Origin of the sequence: Kitasatospora sp. NPDC092039 (assembly GCF_044756065.1) — a bacterium.
Classification (GTDB): domain Bacteria; phylum Actinomycetota; class Actinomycetes; order Streptomycetales; family Streptomycetaceae; genus Kitasatospora.
This window is the reverse complement of record NZ_JBIVSD010000004.1, coordinates 454,471-473,598: the sequence shown is the minus strand read 5'-3', so window position 1 is coordinate 473,598 and position 19,128 is coordinate 454,471. Positions and strand designations below refer to the sequence as shown.

At 72.7% G+C, this 19,128-nt stretch carries 16 protein-coding genes; 6 read left to right on the top strand and 10 right to left on the bottom strand.

Features of this window, described 5'->3' with window-relative positions; genetic code table 11:
- The first annotated feature begins 18 nt into the window (after nt 1-18).
- Nucleotides 19-1,164, top strand: a complete 1,146-nt coding sequence (locus tag ACIQI7_RS11760; protein ID WP_401107809.1) for an acyl-CoA dehydrogenase family protein — start codon at nt 19-21, stop codon at nt 1,162-1,164.
- Between the two features lie 77 nt (nt 1,165-1,241).
- Here ACIQI7_RS11760 and ACIQI7_RS11755 read toward each other — a convergent pair whose 3' ends face one another.
- Complete coding sequence (locus ACIQI7_RS11755) at nt 1,242-1,478, bottom strand: hypothetical protein (RefSeq protein WP_401108032.1); 237 nt, start codon at nt 1,476-1,478, stop codon at nt 1,242-1,244.
- A gap of 146 nt (nt 1,479-1,624) precedes the next feature.
- Between ACIQI7_RS11755 and holA the strand changes: the two genes are divergently transcribed.
- Nucleotides 1,625-2,623: a DNA polymerase III subunit delta gene (holA, locus tag ACIQI7_RS11750; protein WP_401107807.1), complete on the top strand. Its 999-nt coding sequence runs from the start codon at nt 1,625-1,627 to the stop codon at nt 2,621-2,623.
- A gap of 57 nt (nt 2,624-2,680) precedes the next feature.
- Here the strand turns inward: holA and ACIQI7_RS11745 are convergent, their stop codons facing one another.
- Together ACIQI7_RS11745 and rpsT are read right to left on the bottom strand one after the other, a co-directional pair.
- A complete protein-coding gene (locus ACIQI7_RS11745) occupies nt 2,681-3,328 on the bottom strand; it encodes a hypothetical protein (protein WP_401107805.1) in 648 nt (215 codons plus the stop codon).
- A 475-nt stretch (nt 3,329-3,803) separates the two neighbouring features.
- Nucleotides 3,804-4,073, bottom strand: a complete 270-nt coding sequence (gene rpsT, locus ACIQI7_RS11740; protein ID WP_030309778.1) for a 30S ribosomal protein S20 — start codon at nt 4,071-4,073, stop codon at nt 3,804-3,806.
- 297 nt (nt 4,074-4,370) lie between these two features.
- On the opposite strand from rpsT, the gene lepA reads away from it, so the two are divergent.
- On the top strand, nt 4,371-6,239 hold the full coding sequence (gene lepA / locus ACIQI7_RS11735) for a translation elongation factor 4 (protein ID WP_387748276.1): 1,869 nt from the start codon (nt 4,371-4,373) through the stop codon (nt 6,237-6,239).
- Between the two features lie 83 nt (nt 6,240-6,322).
- On the opposite strand, the gene ACIQI7_RS11730 is transcribed toward lepA, so the two are convergent.
- The 4 genes from ACIQI7_RS11730 to ACIQI7_RS11715 form a co-directional block, all read right to left on the bottom strand.
- Nucleotides 6,323-7,402, bottom strand: a complete 1,080-nt coding sequence (locus ACIQI7_RS11730) for an NAD(P)/FAD-dependent oxidoreductase (RefSeq protein ID WP_401107802.1) — start codon at nt 7,400-7,402, stop codon at nt 6,323-6,325.
- An 88-nt stretch (nt 7,403-7,490) separates the two neighbouring features.
- A complete protein-coding gene (sigJ, locus tag ACIQI7_RS11725; RefSeq protein WP_401107799.1) occupies nt 7,491-8,435 on the bottom strand; it encodes an RNA polymerase sigma factor SigJ in 945 nt (314 codons plus the stop codon).
- A gap of 157 nt (nt 8,436-8,592) precedes the next feature.
- On the bottom strand, nt 8,593-10,653 hold the full coding sequence (locus ACIQI7_RS11720; RefSeq protein WP_401107796.1) for an ABC transporter ATP-binding protein: 2,061 nt from the start codon (nt 10,651-10,653) through the stop codon (nt 8,593-8,595).
- A gap of 73 nt (nt 10,654-10,726) precedes the next feature.
- Entirely contained in the window at nt 10,727-12,460 is a 1,734-nt protein-coding gene (locus ACIQI7_RS11715; RefSeq protein ID WP_401107793.1) for an ABC transporter ATP-binding protein, read from the bottom strand.
- Nucleotides 12,461-12,771: 311 nt separating this feature from the next.
- Here ACIQI7_RS11715 and ACIQI7_RS11710 point away from each other — a divergent pair, with 311 nt between their 5' ends.
- The 3 genes from ACIQI7_RS11710 to ACIQI7_RS11700 are packed head-to-tail and all read left to right on the top strand — an operon-like array spanning nt 12,772 to nt 16,581.
- A complete protein-coding gene (locus ACIQI7_RS11710; RefSeq protein WP_401107790.1) occupies nt 12,772-14,694 on the top strand; it encodes an AMP-dependent synthetase/ligase in 1,923 nt (640 codons plus the stop codon).
- 58 nt (nt 14,695-14,752) lie between these two features.
- The gene (gene hemW, locus ACIQI7_RS11705; RefSeq protein WP_401107787.1) at nt 14,753-15,982 is read left to right on the top strand and encodes a radical SAM family heme chaperone HemW; all 1,230 of its coding nucleotides are present in this window, start codon (nt 14,753-14,755) and stop codon (nt 15,980-15,982) included.
- A 41-nt stretch (nt 15,983-16,023) separates the two neighbouring features.
- On the top strand, nt 16,024-16,581 hold the full coding sequence (locus tag ACIQI7_RS11700; protein ID WP_401107784.1) for a Uma2 family endonuclease: 558 nt from the start codon (nt 16,024-16,026) through the stop codon (nt 16,579-16,581).
- Here the strand turns inward: ACIQI7_RS11700 and ACIQI7_RS11695 are convergent.
- From ACIQI7_RS11695 to htpX, 3 genes are read right to left on the bottom strand one after another with little or no spacing between them, the layout of a single operon-like run.
- Entirely contained in the window at nt 16,572-17,405 is an 834-nt protein-coding gene (locus ACIQI7_RS11695; protein ID WP_401107781.1) for a DUF3097 domain-containing protein, read from the bottom strand. The genes ACIQI7_RS11700 and ACIQI7_RS11695 overlap by 10 nt on opposite strands.
- A 31-nt stretch (nt 17,406-17,436) precedes the next feature.
- Entirely contained in the window at nt 17,437-18,021 is a 585-nt protein-coding gene (locus ACIQI7_RS11690) for a hypothetical protein (protein WP_401107778.1), read from the bottom strand.
- 23 nt (nt 18,022-18,044) lie between these two features.
- Complete coding sequence (gene htpX, locus ACIQI7_RS11685) at nt 18,045-18,965, bottom strand: zinc metalloprotease HtpX (protein WP_401107775.1); 921 nt, start codon at nt 18,963-18,965, stop codon at nt 18,045-18,047.
- Nucleotides 18,966-19,128 lie beyond the last annotated feature (163 nt).

Genomic DNA, 19,128 nt, shown 5'->3' with positions numbered 1-19,128 from the left:
TCGAACCCGGAGGACCGGATGACCACCCTCGAACTGCCGCCCCGGACCGGAACGCCCCGGACCGGGTCGGCCCGTACCGCAGCATCGGTCCTGGAACGCGTACGGAGCTACGCCGCCCGACTGCCCGCCACCGCGCCCGAGACCGAGCGGCTGGGCCGGATCCCCGGTGACGTCCTCGACGGCCTGAAGGCCACCGGGCTGCTGCGGGCCGCCCTGCCGCCGTGGCTGGGCGGGGTCGAGATGACCGTGCCGGAGACCACCCGGGCGATCGACCTGCTGGCCGCGGGGGACGCCTCGGTCGCCTGGTGCGCCTCCGTCGCGCTGAACGCCTCGCTGGCCGTGGTCTCGCTGCCCGAGGACGTCTTCGCCGAGCTGTTCCCGGACCCGGACCTGATCACCGCGACGGTGCTGCCGCCGACCGGGCGGGCGGTCCGGCACGGCGGGGGATACCTGCTGACCGGCCGCTGGACCCACGCCAGCGGGATCACCCACGCCGACCGGGTGATGGCCGGGTTCCAGACCCCGGAGGGCACCCCGCGGATCGCCGTCTTCGACGCCGCGCACGCCCGGGTGCTCGACACCTGGCACACCACCGGGCTGCGCGGCACCGGCTCGCACGACTTCGAGGTGGCCGACCTGTTCGTCCCGGAGCGGCACACCTTCGCCCTGGCGCCGTCCGGCGCCCGGCCGGAGCCGCTGCACCTGCGCGCCGACAACCTCGCCCTGAAGATGGCGGGCGTGCCGCTGGGCATCGGCCGGGCCGCGCTGGACTGCGCCCGGGAGCTGCTGTCCGCCCGGCGCACCGCGCTGCCCTTCCCGGGCGCCCCGGCCGACCTCGCGCACGCCGAGTCGCTGATCGGCGCGGCCGACGCCTACGTGTACGCCACGCTGGAGCGGGCCTGGGCCGCCCAGGCGGCGGGCCTGGCGCCGGAGCGCGGCACCGCCGCGCTGGCCCGCCGGTTCGCGCACACTGCCTGCCGGGAGGCGGTCCAACTCCTGTACGACGTGGTCGGATCGGCCGCGATCTACACCGAGCGCACCCCGCTGGACCGCTGCCTGCGCGACGTCATCACCGCGGGCCGCCACGTCGCCTCGGCGGAGAGGATCCTCGACGGGGTCGGCGACCTGCGGCTCGGGGGCGCCCCCAGCTCACCGCATTTCTGACCGGAGCGGACCGGAGCGGACCGCAGCGGACCGGAGGCCCCGGGGGAGCCGCCGGGGCTCCCCCGGGGGCCCCGCCCTCAGGCCTCCTCGCGCCAGCCCTCGTAGCCGGCCGCGAGGGTGTCGAGGACGTGCAGCAGGGCAGGGGTCCAGCCGTTCTCCGGGGCCTCGGCCACGACCAGCCACTGGGCGTCCTCGGCGTCGTCCTCGCCCGCGAGCGCGTCGCGGACGACTTCGAGCTCGCCGAGGTCGGGCTGGGTGGCGGCGAGCTCCTCCGCGGCCTCCTCGGCGGTGTCGCGGTCGGGCAGGACGAGCAGCTGCCGGGCGTACGGGTCGGAGACGGCCGGCTGGTCGGCGGTCGGGAGGTCGGCGGTGTGGTTCTCGGTCACCCGGCCATTGTCCAGGTCGGGCCGCCCGCTCCGTCGGGCGGGAGTGTCCGCGGCCCGTGGGATGCTGGTACGCGATGGCCAGGAAGAGTGCACCCGACGACCTGCTCGCCCCGCTGACCCTCGCGGTCGGCCAGGAGGAGCTGCTGCTGGACCGCGCGGTCGCCCAGGTGGTGGCGGCGGCGAAGGCCGCGGACCCGGACACCGACGTACGGGACATCCCCCCCGGCGGCCTGCAGCCCGGCAGCCTGGCCGAGCTGACCACGCCCTCGCTGTTCGCCGAGCGCAAGGTGATCGTGGTCCGGGCCGCGCAGGACCTCTCCGCCGACTCGGTGAAGGAGGTCAAGGCGTACATCGAGGCGCCGGCCGAGGAAGTGGTCATGGTGCTGGTGCACGCCGGCGGCGCCAAGGGCAAGGGCCTGCTGGACGCCGGGCGCAAGGCCGGCGGGCGCGAGGTGGCCTGCCCCAAGCTGGCCAAGGCGAGCGAGCGGCTGGCCTTCGTCAAGGGCGAGTTCCGCACCCTCGGCCGCTCCGCGACCCCGGAGGCCTGCCAGGCGCTGCTGGACGCGCTCGGCAGCGACCTGCGCGAGCTGGCGGCCGCCTGCCACCAGCTGACCTCGGACGTCGAGGGCGCGATCGACGAGACGGTGGTGGCCCGCTACTACAGCGGCCGGGCCGAGGCGACCGGCTTCGAGGTGGCCGACCTGGCCGTCACCGGCCGGGCCGCGGAGGCGCTGGAGCGACTGCGCTGGGCGCTGGCCGTCGGCCAGCCGCCGACCGGCATCACCTACGCGCTGGCCTCCGGCGTGCGCAGCATCGGCCGGCTGGCGAGCGCCGGGCGGAACATGCGCCCGGGCGACCTGGCCCGTGAGCTGGGCATGCCGCCGTGGAAGGTCGACCGGGTCCGCCAGCAGATGCGCGGCTGGACGGGCGACGGGGTGGCCACCGCGCTGACCGCGATCGCCCAGGCCGACGCCGCCGTCAAGGGCGGCTCGGACGACCCGGCCTTCGCCCTGGAGCGCGCGGTGGTCGCCGTCGCCCGCGCCGCCCGGGCCGGCTCCCGGCCCTCGTACTGACGGCCGGCGTCCTGACGGCAGGCCGGCCGACGGGGCCGACCGGCGGCCCGGCCGGGCCTACTTCTTCATCGCCCGGACGGCGTCCTGCGCGTCGGACCGGAGGGCGCTGCGCAGCTCCTCCTCGGACGGCGGCTTGCCCTTGCCCTCGGTGTAACCGGCCGAGAAGTTGATGTAGTACGTCATCCCGCCGTCGCGGACGTCCAGCTCGGCGTAGACGCTGTGGTACTGGTCCGAGCCGTCGTCCTGGTACAGGAAGTACGCCTCCTCGCCGAGCCCCGGGACGGTGGTGACCTGGTAGCCGCGCGCCCGGTAGAGCTCCTTGTTGGCCTCCAGCTCGGGCGCCGGGTTGACCGCCTTGTGGAGGTCGGCGCGCAGGTAGAGGTTGGCGTACTCGCTGTCGCCGCCGGTGCGCTTGAGCGACATCGAGCAGTTCATGCTGTCCAGCGCCGGGTGCCGGTCGGTGTGGTGGGTCGGCGCGGTGGTGTCCGAGACGGCGTACGTCTGGAGGATCCTGGTGGGCTTCGCGGTGGTGCAGAAGTCGTCGGAGAGGTGGTAGCCGCGCAGTCCGCGCGGCGAGGACTCGCTGCTGACCAGCCCGGGGACGGTCAGCACGGCGGCGGTCCAGCCGACCGAGACGATCACCGCGCCGACGAACGCCCAGACGGCGTTGCGCCGCAGGTTCCCGCGCGGAGCGGGCCGAGGCACCGCGGGCAGCCCGGGAGAGGTGGGCAGCCCGGGCGGCGGCCCGAAGCCGGCCGCGCCTGCGGGTCCGGGAGCACCCCCGGGTCCGGGAACGCCCGGTACGGGCTGCGCGCCCCCGCCCGGCTGCTGCGGGTAGCCGTACCCCGGCCCGTTCGGTGCCGGTGACGGCGGCGGTGGCGGCGGTGGTGGCGTCGACATCGAGGTTCCCCCCTGGGCCTGGCGTCGGGGCGCTCCCCGCGCCCCGATCGGACCTGACAGACCCTAGGGCACCGACCCTAGCGGCCGGACCGCGGAACGCGACAGGCGCCGCAGTGGTCTCCGGGGAGGAGGCCGACTGCGACGCCTGCCGTACTGCTTCGTTGCACCGCACCCGCGTGGCGAACGCAGGCCGCGTGCGGTGCGAGTCTCGCGCGCCTCGGGGGTCCGGGTAGAGGGCCGGGTCGTCCCGAAGCGGTGGGGGCGGGAGCCCCCGGGGGCGTCAGGCCTGGACGGCGGTGTTGACGCGCTTGGTGATGGCCGACTTCTTGTTGGCGGCCTGGTTGGCGTGGATGACGCCCTTGCTCACGGCCTTGTCCAGCGCCTTGGAGGCGGCGCGGGCCAGCTCGGTGGCCTTCTCGGTCTCGCCGGCGGCAGCGGCCTCACGGGCCTTGCGCAGAGCGGTCTTCAGCGAGGACTTGACGGCCTTGTTGCGCAGGCGCGCCTTCTCGTTGGTCTTGTTGCGCTTGATCTGGGACTTGATGTTCGCCACGAAGGAGCCTCAGTCTGTCTGAAAGGTTTGAACGGGGTCGCACCCGGCGGCCTTCGGTCCAGCTGAGAGGGCATGCCGAGGCCAGGTGCAGCTGACCACGCTACCAGGGGCCCGCTCCGTGGCCCAAACCGGCCGTAGGCGACGGCCGCTCCCGGTGCCCGACCGGCGGTCCGCCCCGCGCTCGTGGGAGGATGGGAGGAACTATTTCGATCGGACGAGACCGTCCGGTCCCCGGGAAAACCGGTCAGCGATGACCCGGACACCCCCGGCCCCGGACCAACGGAGAATCGGACCAAGGTGCCCGCGACCCCCAGCAATGTGCCAGAGCCCAGCCGTACCGACCCGGCGCTGATCCGCAACTTCTGCATCATCGCCCACATCGACCACGGCAAGTCGACGCTCGCAGACCGAATGCTGCAGATCACCGGCGTCGTCGACCCCCGGCAGATGCGTGCCCAGTACCTCGACCGCATGGACATCGAGCGTGAGCGCGGCATCACCATCAAGTCGCAGGCGGTCCGCCTCCCGTGGGCGCCGAAGACCGGGCCGGACGCCGGGACGACGCACATCCTCAACATGATCGACACCCCCGGCCACGTGGACTTCACGTACGAGGTGTCCCGCTCCCTCGCCGCGTGCGAGGGCACCATCCTGGTGGTCGACGCGGCCCAGGGCATCGAGGCGCAGACCCTCGCCAACCTGTACCTGGCGCTGGAGAACGACCTCACGATCATCCCGGTCCTCAACAAGATCGACCTCCCGGCCGCCCAGCCGGAGAAGTACGCGGCCGAGATCGCCCACATCATCGGCTGCGACCCGTCCGACGTGCTCCAGGTCAGCGCCAAGACCGGCCTGGGTGTCGAGGACCTGCTGGACCACATCGTCAACACCATCCCGGCCCCGGTCGGCGTCAAGGACGCCCCGGCCCGCGCGATGATCTTCGACTCGGTGTACGACTCCTACCGCGGCGTGGTCACCTACGTCCGTGTGGTGGACGGGCAGCTCACCAAGCGCGAGCGGATCTCGATGATGTCCACCGGTGCCACCCACGAGCTGCTGGAGATCGGCGTCATCTCGCCCGAGCCGAAGGTCGCCGACGGCCTGGGCGTCGGCGAGGTGGGCTACATCATCACCGGTGTGAAGGACGTCCGGCAGTCCAAGGTCGGTGACACGATCACCTCGATGCACAAGGGCGCCACCGAGCCGCTCGGCGGCTACAAGGACCCGCGCCCGATGGTGTTCTCCGGCCTCTACCCGCTGGACGGCTCGGACTACCCGCTGCTGCGCGACGCCCTGGACAAGCTGCGGCTCAACGACGCCGCCCTGGTGTACGAGCCGGAGACCTCGGTCGCGCTCGGCTTCGGCTACCGCTGCGGCTTCCTCGGCCTGCTGCACCTGGAGATCATCCGGGAGCGCCTGGAGCGCGAGTTCAACCTCGACCTGATCTCCACCGCCCCGAACGTGGTCTACCGGGTGGTGATGGAGGACGGCACCGAGCACACCGTCACCAACCCGAGCGAGTTCCCGTCCGGCAAGATCTCCGACGTCTTCGAGCCGGTCGTGCGCGGCACCATCCTGGCGCCGAACGAGTTCGTCGGCGCGATCATGGAGCTCTGCCAGTCCCGCCGCGGCAGCCTGCAGGGCATGGACTACCTGTCCGAGGACCGGGTCGAGCTGCGCTACACCCTGCCGCTCGCGGAGATCGTCTTCGACTTCTTCGACCAGCTGAAGTCCAAGACCCGCGGCTACGCCTCGCTGGACTACGAGCCCATCGGCGAGCAGTCCGCCCAGCTGGTGAAGGTCGACATCCTGCTGCACGGCGACGCGGTCGACGCCTTCTCCGCGATCGTCCACAAGGACAAGGCCTACGGCTACGGCGTGATGATGGCGGGCAAGCTCCAGAAGCTCATCCCCCGCCAGCAGTTCGAGGTGCCGATCCAGGCCGCGATCGGCTCCCGGGTGATCGCCCGTGAGACGGTCCGCGCGATCCGCAAGGACGTCCTCGCCAAGTGCTACGGCGGTGACATCTCCCGCAAGCGGAAGCTGCTGGAGAAGCAGAAGGAAGGCAAGAAGCGGATGAAGATGGTCGGCAGCGTGGAGGTCCCGCAGGAGGCCTTCATCGCCGCGCTGTCCACCGACGCCGAGACGCCGAAGGACAAGAAGTAGCCGCGGCACGGCGGTGACGCACGCCGGAAGGGCCCGGGCACCAGCCCGGGCCCTTCCGGCGTCTGCGGGGGCCTCCCCGAGGTCTACTTCAGGCTGCCGCGGACCGCGGAGACGATCGCCGCCTTGGCCAGGCGCCCCGCGGTGCCGGTGAACACGGTGGGCCGCATCGAGTCGTCCGGGCGGACCACCTGGAGCAGCCCGTCCCGCCGGCCGAGGCTCACGCACTGCACCGCGTACCGGAACGAGAACGGCTTGCCGGTGCGCCCGGCCAGCAGCCGGCCGAGGTACCGGCCCTGCGGCAGGGCGGTGGCGCAGCCCATCCGCAGGGTGCCGACGCCGGGGACGGTGACCGCGGCGGCGTCGCCGATCACGTGGACGTCCGGGTGGGAGACCGACCGCAGGCGGTCGTCCACCAGGGCCCGGCCGCGCTCGTCCACGGCCAGTCCGGCCTCGGCGGCCAGCGGGTGCGGCTCCAGCGAGGCGGCCCAGACGACGAGGTCGGCCGCGACCGGCCCGGCGGTGGTGCGCAGCCCGTCCGCGGTGACCTCGGTGACGGTGGTGTCCTCGTGGACGGTCACCCCGAGCCGGGCGAGGACGCGCCGGACGTGGGCCCGGCCCTTGGCGGAGTAGACGCCGCCGACCGGGCCGGAGGCGACGATCCGGACCCGCCAGTCGGGGTGGGCCTCGGCGAGTTCGGTGGCCAGCTCGATGCCGGTGGCGCCGCCGCCGACCACGGCGATGGTGCCGGGCCGGTCGGCCCCGTCGATCCGGCGGCGCAGTTCGGCCGCGCGCTCCGCCGAGTAGGCGAGCTGTTCGGCGCCGGGGACGCCGTGCCAGGCGGTGCGGCTGCCGAGGGCGTGGACCAGGGTGTCGTAGGCGAGGGTGGTGCCGTCGTCGAGCCGGACCTCGCGGGCGTCCGGGTCGATGCCGACGGCCCGGGCCCGGCGGTGGGTGATCCGGCGGCCGCGGGTGAGTTCGCCGATGGTGGGCCAGTCTCGGCCGCGGCCGGCGGCGGTCTCGTGCTGGCGGATGCGGTGCAGGATCCGGTCCTCGGGGGCGACCAGGGTGACGGCGTGGCGCCGTCCGGCGCCGTTGGCCGCGGTGAGGCCGGCGTACCCGGCGCCCAGTACGACGATCCGCCGGCCGGTGGTGGTGCTGCTCATCTCGTCCGCCTCCTCGCGAGGGCGCTCCGGTGGAGCGCTGTTCGGGAAGGGGACGACGCGGCGGGCCGGGGTGTGACCGTGAGCCGGGTCACAGCTCCACGGCGGGGATGCGGGCGAGCTTCTCGGGGTTGACCACGACGTAGGCCTCGACGATCCGGCCGTCGGCCACGGTGAAGGCGAGGACGCCGCCGACCCGGCCGGTGGCCCGCTCGTACCAGACCAGTCCGGGTTCGCCGTTGACCACGGCGCGGCCGATGGCCACGTCGGGGGTGAACCACTTGGCGACCAGGCCGGCCACCAGCCGGGACACCCGGTCGGCGCCGCGGATCGGGCGGACCCCGGCACGGACGATGCCGCCGCCGTCGGAGTGCCAGACCACGTCGGGGTCGAGGACCTCCATCAGGGCGAGGATGTCGCCGCGGGTGCTGGCGGCGGCGAAGGCCTCGACGGCCTGGCGGTGCTCGGCCGGGCCGGCCCCGCCGGTGCGCCGGGCGCCCTCCTGGGCCCGCCCGCCGTCGCGGACCCGGCGGCGGGCCCGGGAGGCGAGCTGGCGGGCGGCGTCGGGGCTGCGTTCCAGGGAGGCGCCGATCTCCTCGAAGCCGACCGCGAAGACGTCGTGCAGCACGAAGGCGGCCCGCTCGGCGGGGGTGAGCTGCTCCAGCACGGCGAGCAGGGCGAGCGAGACGGACTCGCCGCGTTCGGCCAGTTCGGCGGGGGAGTCGGGGACGTCGGCGTAGCTGACGGCCGGTTCGGGCAGCCACTCGCCGTAGTAGGCCTCGCGGCGGGCGCGGGCGGATCCCAGCTGGTCGTAGCAGAGCCGGGTGACGACGGTGGTGAGGAAGGCGCGCGGGTCGGCGACGGCGGTGCGGTCGGCGCCCTGCCAGCGCAGCCAGGCGTCCTGGAGGACATCCTCGGCGTCGGTGAACGAGCCGAGCAGCCGGTAGGCGACCGAGCCCAGGTAGCGGCGGTTGGCCTCGAAGGCGTCCGGGGCGGACGGGGCGTCCGGGTGGTCGGGGGCCTGGTCGTCGATCACGGGCCCAAGGTAGCGCGCGGCGGGCGGAACGCGCAGGGCAGGGGCGGGAAGGCAGGGAACGTGAAAGCCCGGAACGTGAAAGCCCGGAACGCGAAGGCCCGGAACGCGAAGGGCCGGGGCGGGAAGTCCCCGCCCCGGCCCGCCGGTCGGCCGGGCGTCAGTCGACCTCGACCGCGGCCTCGGCGAACTGCGCCTGGTAGAGCCGCGCGTAGGCGCCGTCGGCGGCGATCAGCCGGTCGTGCGAGCCCTGCTCGACGATCGAGCCGTTCTCCATCACCAGGATCACGTCGGCGTCCCGGATGGTGGAGAGCCGGTGGGCGATCACGAAGCTGGTGCGGCCGGTGCGCAGCCGGGCCATGGCCCGCTGGATCAGCACCTCGGTGCGGGTGTCGACGGAGCTGGTCGCCTCGTCCAGGACCAGGATGGACGGCTGGGCGAGGAACGCCCGGGCGATGGTGATCAGCTGCTTCTCGCCGGTGCTGACGCCGGTGCCCTCGTCGTCGATGACGGTGTCGTAGCCGTCCGGCAGGGTGCGCACGAAGCGGTCGACGTGGGCGGCCCTGGCGGCCTCGACGACCTGCTCGCGGGTGGCCGACTCGGCGCCGTAGGCGATGTTGTCGGCGATGGTGCCGCCGAACAGCCAGGTGTCCTGGAGCACCATGCCGATGCCGGAGCGCAGTTCCTCGCGGGACATCGCGGCGATGTCGACGCCGTCGAGGGTGATCCGCCCGGAGCTGACCTCGTAGAACCGCATCAGCAGGTTGACCAGGGTGGTCTTGCCGGCGCCGGTGGGGCCGACGATGGCGACGGTCTGGCCGGGTTCGACCTTGAGCGAGAGGTCCTCGATGAGCGGCTTCTCGGGGTCGTAGCGGAAGGTCACGTCCTGGAAGGCGACCCGGCCGCGGACCACGTCGGGCCGTTCGGGCATGGCCGGTTCGGGGCTCTGCTCGGGGGCGTCCAGCAGCTCGAAGACGCGCTCGGCGGAGGCGACGCCGGACTGCACCAGGTTGGCCATGCTGGCGACCTGGGTGAGCGGCTGGCTGAACTGCCGGGAGTACTGGATGAACGCCTGGACGTCACCGATGGACAGCGCGCCGCTCGCCACCCGCAGGCCGCCGACGACGGCGACCAGCACGTACTGGAGGTTGCCGATCAGCATCATCGCGGGCTGGATGATGCCGGAGATGAACTGCGCCTTGTAACTGGCCTGGTAGAGCGCCTCGTTGTGCTCGCGGAAGGTCTCTGCGGACTCGTGCTGCCGCCCGAACACCTTGACCAGGGTGTGGCCGGTGTACATCTCCTCGATGTGGGCGTTGAGCTGGCCGGTGGACTTCCACTGCTGGACGAACTGCGGCTGGGCCCGCTTGCCGACCTTGGTGGCGACGACCACCGAGACGGGCACCGAGATCAGCGCGATCAGGGCGAGCAGCGGGGAGATCCAGAACATCATCGCGAGCACGCCGACCACGGTGAGCAGCGAGTTGACGACCTGTCCGAGGGTCTGCTGCATGGACTGGCCGATGTTGTCGATGTCGTTGGTGACCCGGCTGAGCACCTCGCCGCGCGGCTGCTTGTCGAAGTAGCTGAGCGGCAGCCGGGAGAGCTTGGCCTCGACGTCCTGGCGCAGCCGGTAGCTGGCGGCCTGGATGGCGTGGGTGGCCAGCCGGCCCTGGAAGACGCCGAGGACGGAGGAGGCGACGTAGACGCCGAGCACCCAGAGCAGGACGGTGCCGATGGCGCCGAAGTCCATGCCCTGGCCGGGGACGAAGTCGACGGAGGAGAGCAGGTCGGCGACGCCGCCCTCGCCGTGGGCGCGCAGCCCGTCGACGACCTGGTCCTTGGAGGTGCCGGACTGGAAGCGGGCGCCGACGACGCCGGCGAAGATCAGGTCGGTGGCGTCGCCGAGGATCTTGGGGCCGATGACGGCGCAGCCGATGCCGAGCACGCCGAGGACCAGGACGCCGATCAGGGTGTTGCGTTCGGGGCGCAGCAGGCCGAGGACGCGCTTGCCGGAGCCCTTGAAGTCCATGGACTTCTCGGTGCCCTGGCCGCCCATGAAGCGGCCGGGGCCGGCCGGTCCGCGACGGGCGGCGGCGGCCTGCGAGTCGCTGGGCAGGTCGGCGTCCTTCGCGGCGTCCTTCTTCAGGGCGCGCTCGGGGGCGGCGCCTCTCGGAGCCTGGCCCTTGTTCAGGTCGGGCTTCTTGCCGGGGCTGCTCATGCGCCCACCTCGCTGCGCTCGGCAGGGGCCTTCGCCCATGCGCACCTCTTGATGATTCGCTCGCTTCGCTCGTTCACGCCGCCTCCTGCTCGGTGAGCTGGGAGAGCACGATCTCCCGGTACGTCGGGTTGTCGGCCATCAGCTCGTGGTGGGTTCCGGTGCCGACGACGGCGCCCTCGTCGAGGACGATGATCCGGTCGGCGTCGCGGATGGTGGACACGCGCTGGGCGACGATCAGGACGGTGGCGTCGGAGGTCTCGCGGGCGAGGGCCTTGCGGAGCTTGGCGTCGGTGGCGTAGTCGAGCGCGGAGAAGGAGTCGTCGAAGAGGTAGACGGAGGGCCGGCGTACCAGGGTCCGGGCGATGGCCAGGCGTTGGCGCTGGCCGCCGGAGACGTTGCCGCCGCCTTGGGCGATGGGGGCGTCCAGGCCCTCGGGCAGCTTCTCGACGAACTCCTTGGCCTGGGCGATCTCCAGGGCGTGCCAGAGCTCCTCGTCGGTGGCGTCGGGCCGGCCGTAGCGGAGGTTGCTGGCGACGGTGCCGGAGAAGAGGTAGGGCTTCTGCGGGACGATGCCGACGTTCTCGGCGAGCGCGGCGGGGTCGAGTTCGCGGACGTCCACGCCGTCGAGCAGGACCTGTCCGGAGGTGGCGTCGAAGAGCCGGGGGACGAGGCCGAGCAGGGTGGACTTGCCGCTGCCGGTGGAGCCGATGATGGCGGTGGTCTCGCCGGGGCGGGCGGTGAGCTCGATGCCGCGCAGCACCGGGGCCTCGGCGCCGGGGTAGCGGAAGGCGACGTCGCGCAGCTCCAGGTTGCCGCGGCGCAGCACCTCGGTGACGGGGGCGGCGGGCGGGACGACGCTGCTGTGGGTGCCGAGGACCTCCTGGACGCGTTCGGCGCAGACCTCGGCGCGCGGCACCATCATGAACATGAAGGTGGCCATCATGACGCTCACCAGGATCTGCATCAGGTAGGAGAGGAACGCGGTGAGCGCGCCGATCTCCATCGCGCCGCCGTCGATGCGGTGGGCGCCGAACCAGAGCACGGCGACGCTGGAGACGTTCACCACCAGCATGACGGCGGGGAACATGATGGACATCAGCCGGCCGACCTGGCGCGCGACCTGGGTGAGGTCCTCGTTGGCGCCGGCGAAGCGGGCCTGCTCCTGGTCGTCCTTGACGAAGGCGCGGATGACCCGGATGCCGGTGATCTGCTCGCGCAGGACCCGGTTCACGGTGTCGATCCGCTCCTGCATGCTGCGGAACCTGGGGCGCAGTGCGCGGACCAGCAGGACCACGACGACGCCGAGCGCCGGGATGACGGCGAGCAGCAGGCCGGACAGCGGGACGTCCTGGTTGAGCGCCATGATGATGCCGCCGACGCACATGATCGGCGCGGCGACCATGAGCGTGAAGCTCATCAGGGCGAGCATCTGGACCTGTTGGACGTCGTTGGTGGTGCGGGTGATCAGCGAGGGGGCGCCGAACTGGCCGACCTCCCGGGCGGAGAAGCCCTGCACCCGGTCGAAGACGGCGGCGCGGACGTCGCGGCCGAAGGCCATGGCGGTGCGGGCGCCGATGAAGACGGCGCCGATCGAGCACAGGGCCTGCAGGACGGTGACCGCGATCATCACCCCGCCGACGCGCAGGATGTAGCCGGTGTCGCCCTTGACCACCCCGTCGTCGATGATGTCGGCGTTGAGCGTCGGCAGGTAGAGCGCCGCGAGGGTGGACACCAGCTGGAGCAGCACCAGCAGGGTGATCGGTCGGGAGTACGGGCGCAGGTACGCCCTCAGCAGTCTGATCAGCACTAGCACACTCTTGTCGGTCGCCGGTCGGGTTCGCACCCCAATTCTCGATGTTCTCAAGCGTCGCGCAGGCGATTCGGCGTGCGGGAGCCGGAGGTTTGCCCGGCTTTTGCCGAATGGCCGGGTGCGGCACGGGTGCCGCGGCGGTGTGCCGTCGGCCGCTGCCCTCTTACGGATTGACCGGTTTCCCCCTAGGCTGCTGATTGCCCCTTTGTTACTGACCGGTACCGCTCAGGTGAACCGGGGGCCCGGCGACCGCCCCCACGGACGCCGCGACAATCCCTCAGACGGCCACCCGCCCCCGGAGGTCCTCGTTGAGTTCCGCGCAGTCCCTGATCGACTCCGGCAGGCCCGACCTCGTCGCCGGGCGCCCCGCCTCCGTCGCCCACCTGTTCCTGGAGCGGGTCGCCCTGACCCCGAACGCCGAGGCCTACCGCTACCCCTCGCCGGTGGACGAGCAGGCCGCCGACGGCGCGCCCGGCGCCGAGCAGTGGCGCTCGCTCACCTGGGCGCAGACCGCGACCCGGGTCAAGGCGGTGGCCGCCGGCCTGATGGCGCTCGGCATCCGGCCCGAGGACCGGGTGGCCCTGGCCTCCTCGACCCGGCTGGAGTGGGTCCTCACCGACCTCGGCGCCATGTGCGCGGGCGCCGCGATCACCACCGTCTACCCGAGCACCAACGCGTCCGAGACCGCGTTCATCCTCTCCGACTCCGGCTCCCGGGCGATGTTCGCCGAGAACGAGGCCCAGCTGGCCAAGGCCGTCGAGCAGATCGACCAGCTGCCCGAGCTGCGCACCGTGATCCTCTTCGACGCGCCCGCCGAGGCCCCCGAGACCGCGGGCCTGGAGGTGATCACCCTCGCCGAGCTGGAGGAGCGCGGCACCCGGTACCTGGCGGAGCACCCCGACGCGGTGGAGAAGGCCGTCGACGGGCTCGGCAAGGAGCAGCTGGCCACCCTCATCTACACCTCCGGAACCACCGGGCGTCCCAAGGGCGTGCGCCTGGTGCACGACTGCTGGGCGTACGAGGGCCGGGCGCAGGAGGCCAGCGGGCTGCTGGGCCCCGACGACGTCCAGTTCATGTGGCTGCCGCTGTCGCACGTGTTCGGCAAGACGCTGATCTCCGGGCAGATCGCCACCGGGCACGTGATGGCGCTGGACGGCCGGGTGGACCGGATCATCCACAACCTGCCGGCGATCCGGCCGACCATCATGGCCTCGGCGCCGCGCATCTTCGAGAAGGTCTACAACGGCATCGCGGGCAAGGCCCGGGCCGAGGGCGGCGCCAAGTACAAGATCTTCCTGTGGGCGGCCAAGGTCGCCCGCGAGCACGCCCGGGTGGTCCAGGAGAACCGGGTCGCCACCGGGGCCGGGACCGCCCCGCTGGGCCTGCGGCTGCAGCACGCGCTGGCCGACAGGCTGGTGTACGCGAAGATCCGGGCGGCCTTCGGCGGCCGGATGCGCGGCGCCGTCTCCGGCAGCGCCGCGCTGGCCCCGGAGATCGGCTACTTCTTCCTCGGCGCCGGGGTGCCCATCCTGGAGGGCTACGGCCTGAGCGAGACCAGCGCCGGCTCCTGCGTCAACCGCGCGGAGGACGTGCGGATCGGCACCGTGGGCCGCCCGCTGCCCGGCACCGAGGTGCGGATCGCCGAGGACGGCGAGATCCTGCTGCGCGGCCCGGGCGTCATGCGCGGCTACCACAACCTGCCGGAGAAGACCGCCGAGGTGCTGGAGCCGGACGGCTGGTTCCACACCGAGGACATCGGCGAGCTCACCCCGGACGGCTTCCTGCGGATCACCGACCGCAAGAAGGACCTGTTCAAGACCTCCGGCGGCAAGTACGTGGCGCCCAGCGAGGTCGAGGGCAAGTTCAAGGCGGTGTGCCCGTTCGTCAGCAACATCCTGGTGATCGGCAACGGCCGCAACTACTGCACCGCGTTGATCGGCCTGGACGAGGCGGTCCTGATGCCGTGGGCCGCCGAGCACGGCCTGGCCGGGCGGAGCTACGCCGAGCTGGCCGCCGAGCCGGCCGTGCACGAGCTGATCGAGGGCTTCGTCAAGCGGGTCAACGGCGACCTCCAGCGCTGGCAGACGATCAAGAAGTTCCACCTGCTGCCGCGCGACCTCGACATCGAGCACGGCGAGCTCACCCCGAGCCTGAAGATCAAGCGCCCGGTGGTCGAGCGGACCTACGCGGACGCGGTGACCGCGATGTACGCGGGTGCCAACGAGGCCTGATCCGCCCCGCTCCCGTACGGCCCGCCGGTCAGGCCGGGCCGTACGGGACAATGGGTCCATGCCCTCCGCACTTCCCGACGGCGATCCGGTGCCGTCCGACGGTTCCCTGCCCGCGCACGCCCTGGCCGGGCTGGGCTCGCGACCCTTCGGCTTCTACCTGCACGTGCCGTACTGCGCCAGCCGCTGCGGCTACTGCGACTTCAACACCTACACCGCCACCGAGCTGCGCTCCTCCGGGGCGGTCGCCTCGCAGGAGACGTACGCGGACAACGTGGTCGCCGAGATCCGCCTCGCCCGCAGGGTGCTGGGGGACACGGACCTCCCGGTGCGGACGGTCTTCCTCGGCGGCGGCACCCCGACCCTGCTGCCCGCCCGCGACCTGGTGAAGATGCTCGCCGCGATCCGCGAGGAGTTCGGGCTCGCCGAGGGCGCCGAGGTCACCACCGAGGCCAACCCGGAGTCGGTGGACCCGGCCTACCTGGCCGAACTGCGCGAGGGCGGCTACAACCGGCTCTCCTTCGGCATGCAGAGTGCCCGCCCGCACGTCCTGCGGCTGCTCGACCGCCACCACACCCCGGGCCGCCCCGAGGCCTGCGTCGCCGAGGCCCGCGCGGCCGGCTTCGACCACGTCAACCTCGACCTCATCTACGGCACCCCGGGCGAGTCCGACGACGACTGGCGGGCCTCCCTGGACGCCGCCATCGGCGCCGGGCCCGACCACGTCTCCGCGTACTCGCTGATCGTCGAGGAGGGCACCCGCCTGGCCGCCAGGGTCAAGCGCGGCGAACTGCCGATGATCGACGACGACGTCCACGCCGACCGCTACCTGATCGCCGAGGAGGCGCTCGGCGCCGCCGGCTACTCCTGGTACGAGGTCTCCAACTGGGCCACCACCCCCGAGGGCCGCTGCCGCCACAACGAGCTCTACTGGACCGGTGCCGACTGGTGGGGGGCCGGCCCCGGCGCCCACAGCCACGTCGGCGGCGTCCGCTGGTGGAACGCCAAGCACCCCGCCGCCTACGCCCGGGCCCTGGCGGAGGGCCGCACCCCGGCCCTGGCCCGCGAGGTGCTGGCCGACGAGGACCGCCGCGTCGAGCGCATCCTGCTGGAGCTGCGGCTGGTGGACGGCATCCCCCTGGACCTGCTGACGGACACCGGCCGCAAGGCCGCGGACCGGCACCTCGCCGACGGCCTCCTCGCCGCAGGCCCGTACGCCGACGGCCGCGCCGCCCTCACCCTCCAGGGCCGGCTGCTGGCCGACGCCGTCGTGCGTGACCTGGTGGACTGACATTCGTTAACGTGGGCGTCAGCCGTCGGAGGGAGCGTGCGATGACCGCCATCGATGACCGGATGACCGGGATCTTCGAGAACCTGGAGGTGCCGGAAGGCGTCAAGGCCGAGCTCATCAGGGGGGAAATCGTGATGATGGCGGGGCCTGACATGGTCCACAACCTCATCGTCCTGGCCATCCAGTACCAGCTTCCGCTCAGCCGGTGGCGTCCACTCACCACCCAAGACGTGGGGATCCCCGGGCAGGCGAGCGAACCCCAGCCCGACCTGGTGGTCTTCGAACGCGGGGCGGTCGAGGAACACGGTCGCCTGCTGCCGTCGCCTGCCGTCACCCTGGTGGTCGAGGTGGTGTCGAAGACCAGTGTCGATCGTGACTACCGGACCAAGCGGGAGCTCTACGCGGAGGGCACCATCCCTGCGTACTTGATCGTCGATCCGATCAGGGGAGTGTGCGTGCTCCTGACCGAACTGGGCCAGGATCCCGGGTCCGGCCTTCCGAGGTACTTGTCCGAGCGGATCAGCAAGTTCGGTGATCCCATTCGACTCGACCTGTTGGGCGTCACGCTCGACACCTCGGAGTTCCAGACCTACTCCTGACCCGGCAGGGCCGTGAAGTCGATCAACTCCTCCACCCGGCCCAGCAGTTCGGGCTCCAGGTCCCGGTAGCTGTCCACCTTCGACAGGATGTGCTTCCAGGCCGCCGGGGTGTCCACCGGCCAGCCGAGGCGGCGGCAGGTGCCCTCCTTCCAGTCCTCTCCCCTCGGGACGGCGGGCCAGGCGGGGATGCCCACGCTGGCGGGCTTCACGGCCTGCCAGATGTCGATGTAGGGGTGGCCGACGACCAGTACGGACTCGCCGGTGACCCGGGCGGCGATGCGGTGCTCCTTCGTCCCCGGGAGCAGGTGGTCGACCAGGACGCCGAGGCGCCGGCCCGGGCCGGGGGCGAAGTCGGCGACGATCGCGGGCAGGTCGTCGATGCCGCGCAGGTACTCGACGACCACGCCCTCGATCCGCAGGTCGTCGCCCCAGACCCGCTCGACCAGCTCGGCGTCGTGCCGCCCCTCGACGTAGATCCGCGACTCGCGGGCGACCCGGGCCCGGGCGCCGGGGACGGCGATCGAGCCCGAGGCGGTGCGGCCCGGGGTGCGGGGCGCCGCCGGGCCGGCCGGGCGCACCAGGGTGACGACCCTGCCCTCCAGCAGGAAGCCGCGCGGCACCAGCGGGAACACCCGGTGCTTGCCGAACCGGTCCTCCAGGGTGACGGTGAACCCCTCGGCGGTCTTCTCGCAGCGCACCACCGCCCCGCAGAAGCCGGTCGCCGCCTCCTCGACCACCAGGTCCCGCTCGGCGGGCACCTCCGGGGCGGGCTGCTGCTTCTTCCACGGCGGGGTCAGGTCGGGTCCGTACTGGCGGCTGCGCATACGGGTGATCATAGGGACGGCGGACGGCCCGTCAGAGTCCCGGCGCGCCCCAGACCGGGAACCAGCGGCCGAGGTCCTTCTCCAGCCGCAGGTCGTTCCCCAGCATCGCGTTGACCTGCAGTTCCAGCGGGCTGTTGCGCTTCTCCCCGCCGCCGGGCACCGGCGCGAAGGGGTAGAAGGTGCCGCGCTTGTACAGGTAGACCAGGGCCAGCGACTGCCCCTCGGGGTTGCGGAAGCCGACCAGCGAGCAGAGCAGCTGCGGCCCGAAGCCGTTCGCCTCCAGCTCGCTGTTGACCGCGTGCAGGTCGTTCACCAGTTCCGGCAGCTCCTCGGGCCGGTGCCGGGCGAGCAGCCAGGAGTAGCCGTAGGCGTCCTTGGAGGCCTCCACCGGGACGCCGCCGCGCCCGGTGTCGGCGTCCAGCAGCGCCCGGACCTGCTGCTCGACCTGGACGAAGGCCGCGCCCTCGACGGCCGCGAAGCAGACCGAGCCGAGCCCGGTGGGGGTGAACCCGGCCCCGGCCTCCAGGGTGAGCGCGGCGGACGGCACGCCGAACAGCTGGTCGAGGTCGGGCTTGACGGGCTTGGTGCGGCCGAACAGGGCGTCCAGGATTCCCACGGCGGTCCTCTCGGGTTCGGGGGTCAGCGGCCGAGCTGCTCGGAGATCCTCGCCAGCTGCGCCAGCCGCTGCTCCAGGCTCGGGTGGGTGGACAGCAGCTGAGAGGCGGTCTCCCGGGCGCTCAGCGCGGGGGCGAAGTAGAAGGCGTTGTACGGCTGCGCCTGGCGCAGGTCCCTGCTGGGGATGGCCGCGATCTGCCCGGTCACCTTGGTGAGCGCGGAGGCCAGCGCGCTGGGCCGGCCGGTGAGCTGGGCGGCGGCCCGGTCCGCGGCCAGCTCGCGGTAGCGGGACAGCAGCCGGGTGAGCAGGAAGCTGACCGCGTAGACGACCATCGACACCAGCGGGACGACCAGCGCCAGGACGGCCGCGTTCTGGTCGTTGTTGTTGCGCCCGCCGCCCATGAACCCGCCGTACACGGCGATCCGGGTCATCGCCCCGGCGAGGACGCCCAGGAAGCCGGCGATCGTCATCACCGCCACGTCCCGGTGGGCGACGTGCGACAGCTCGTGCGCGAGGACGCCCTCCAGCTCCTCCGGCTCCAGCCGGCGCAGCAGCCCGGTGGTCACGCAGACCACCGCGTTCCGCGGGTTGCGGCCGGTGGCGAAGGCGTTCGGCATGTCGTTGTCGGCGACCGCCACCCGGGGCTTGGGCATGTCGGCCAGGGCGCAGAGCCGGTCGACGGTGCCGTGCAGCCGGGGGAACTCCTCGGGGGACACCCGGTGGGCGCCCATCGCCCGCTCGGTGATCCGGTCGCTGAACCAGAACTGGGCCACGAACAGCCCGCCGGAGATCAGCACGATCAGTGGCCAGGCGCCGCGCATCAGCGCGATCAGCAGGCCCGTGAAACCGACGTACAGCAGCCCGATCACGAACATCGTGGCGACCATGCGGCCGGTCAGGCCGCGGTCGGGCGCGAAACGGGTGTGCTGGCCCGAGCTCGACATCGCTTGCTCCTCCGTTCGCCGTCGCCTTCGATGCTGCCACCCGGACGGCCTCCCGGCACCACCCCGGCGCCGGAACGACCGAACCGCGGGGGCCCCGCGGGCCGTGGGCGGAACTGCGGGGAGGATCACCCCGGTCGGGCCGTTCCTGCCGTAGGACCCGGGC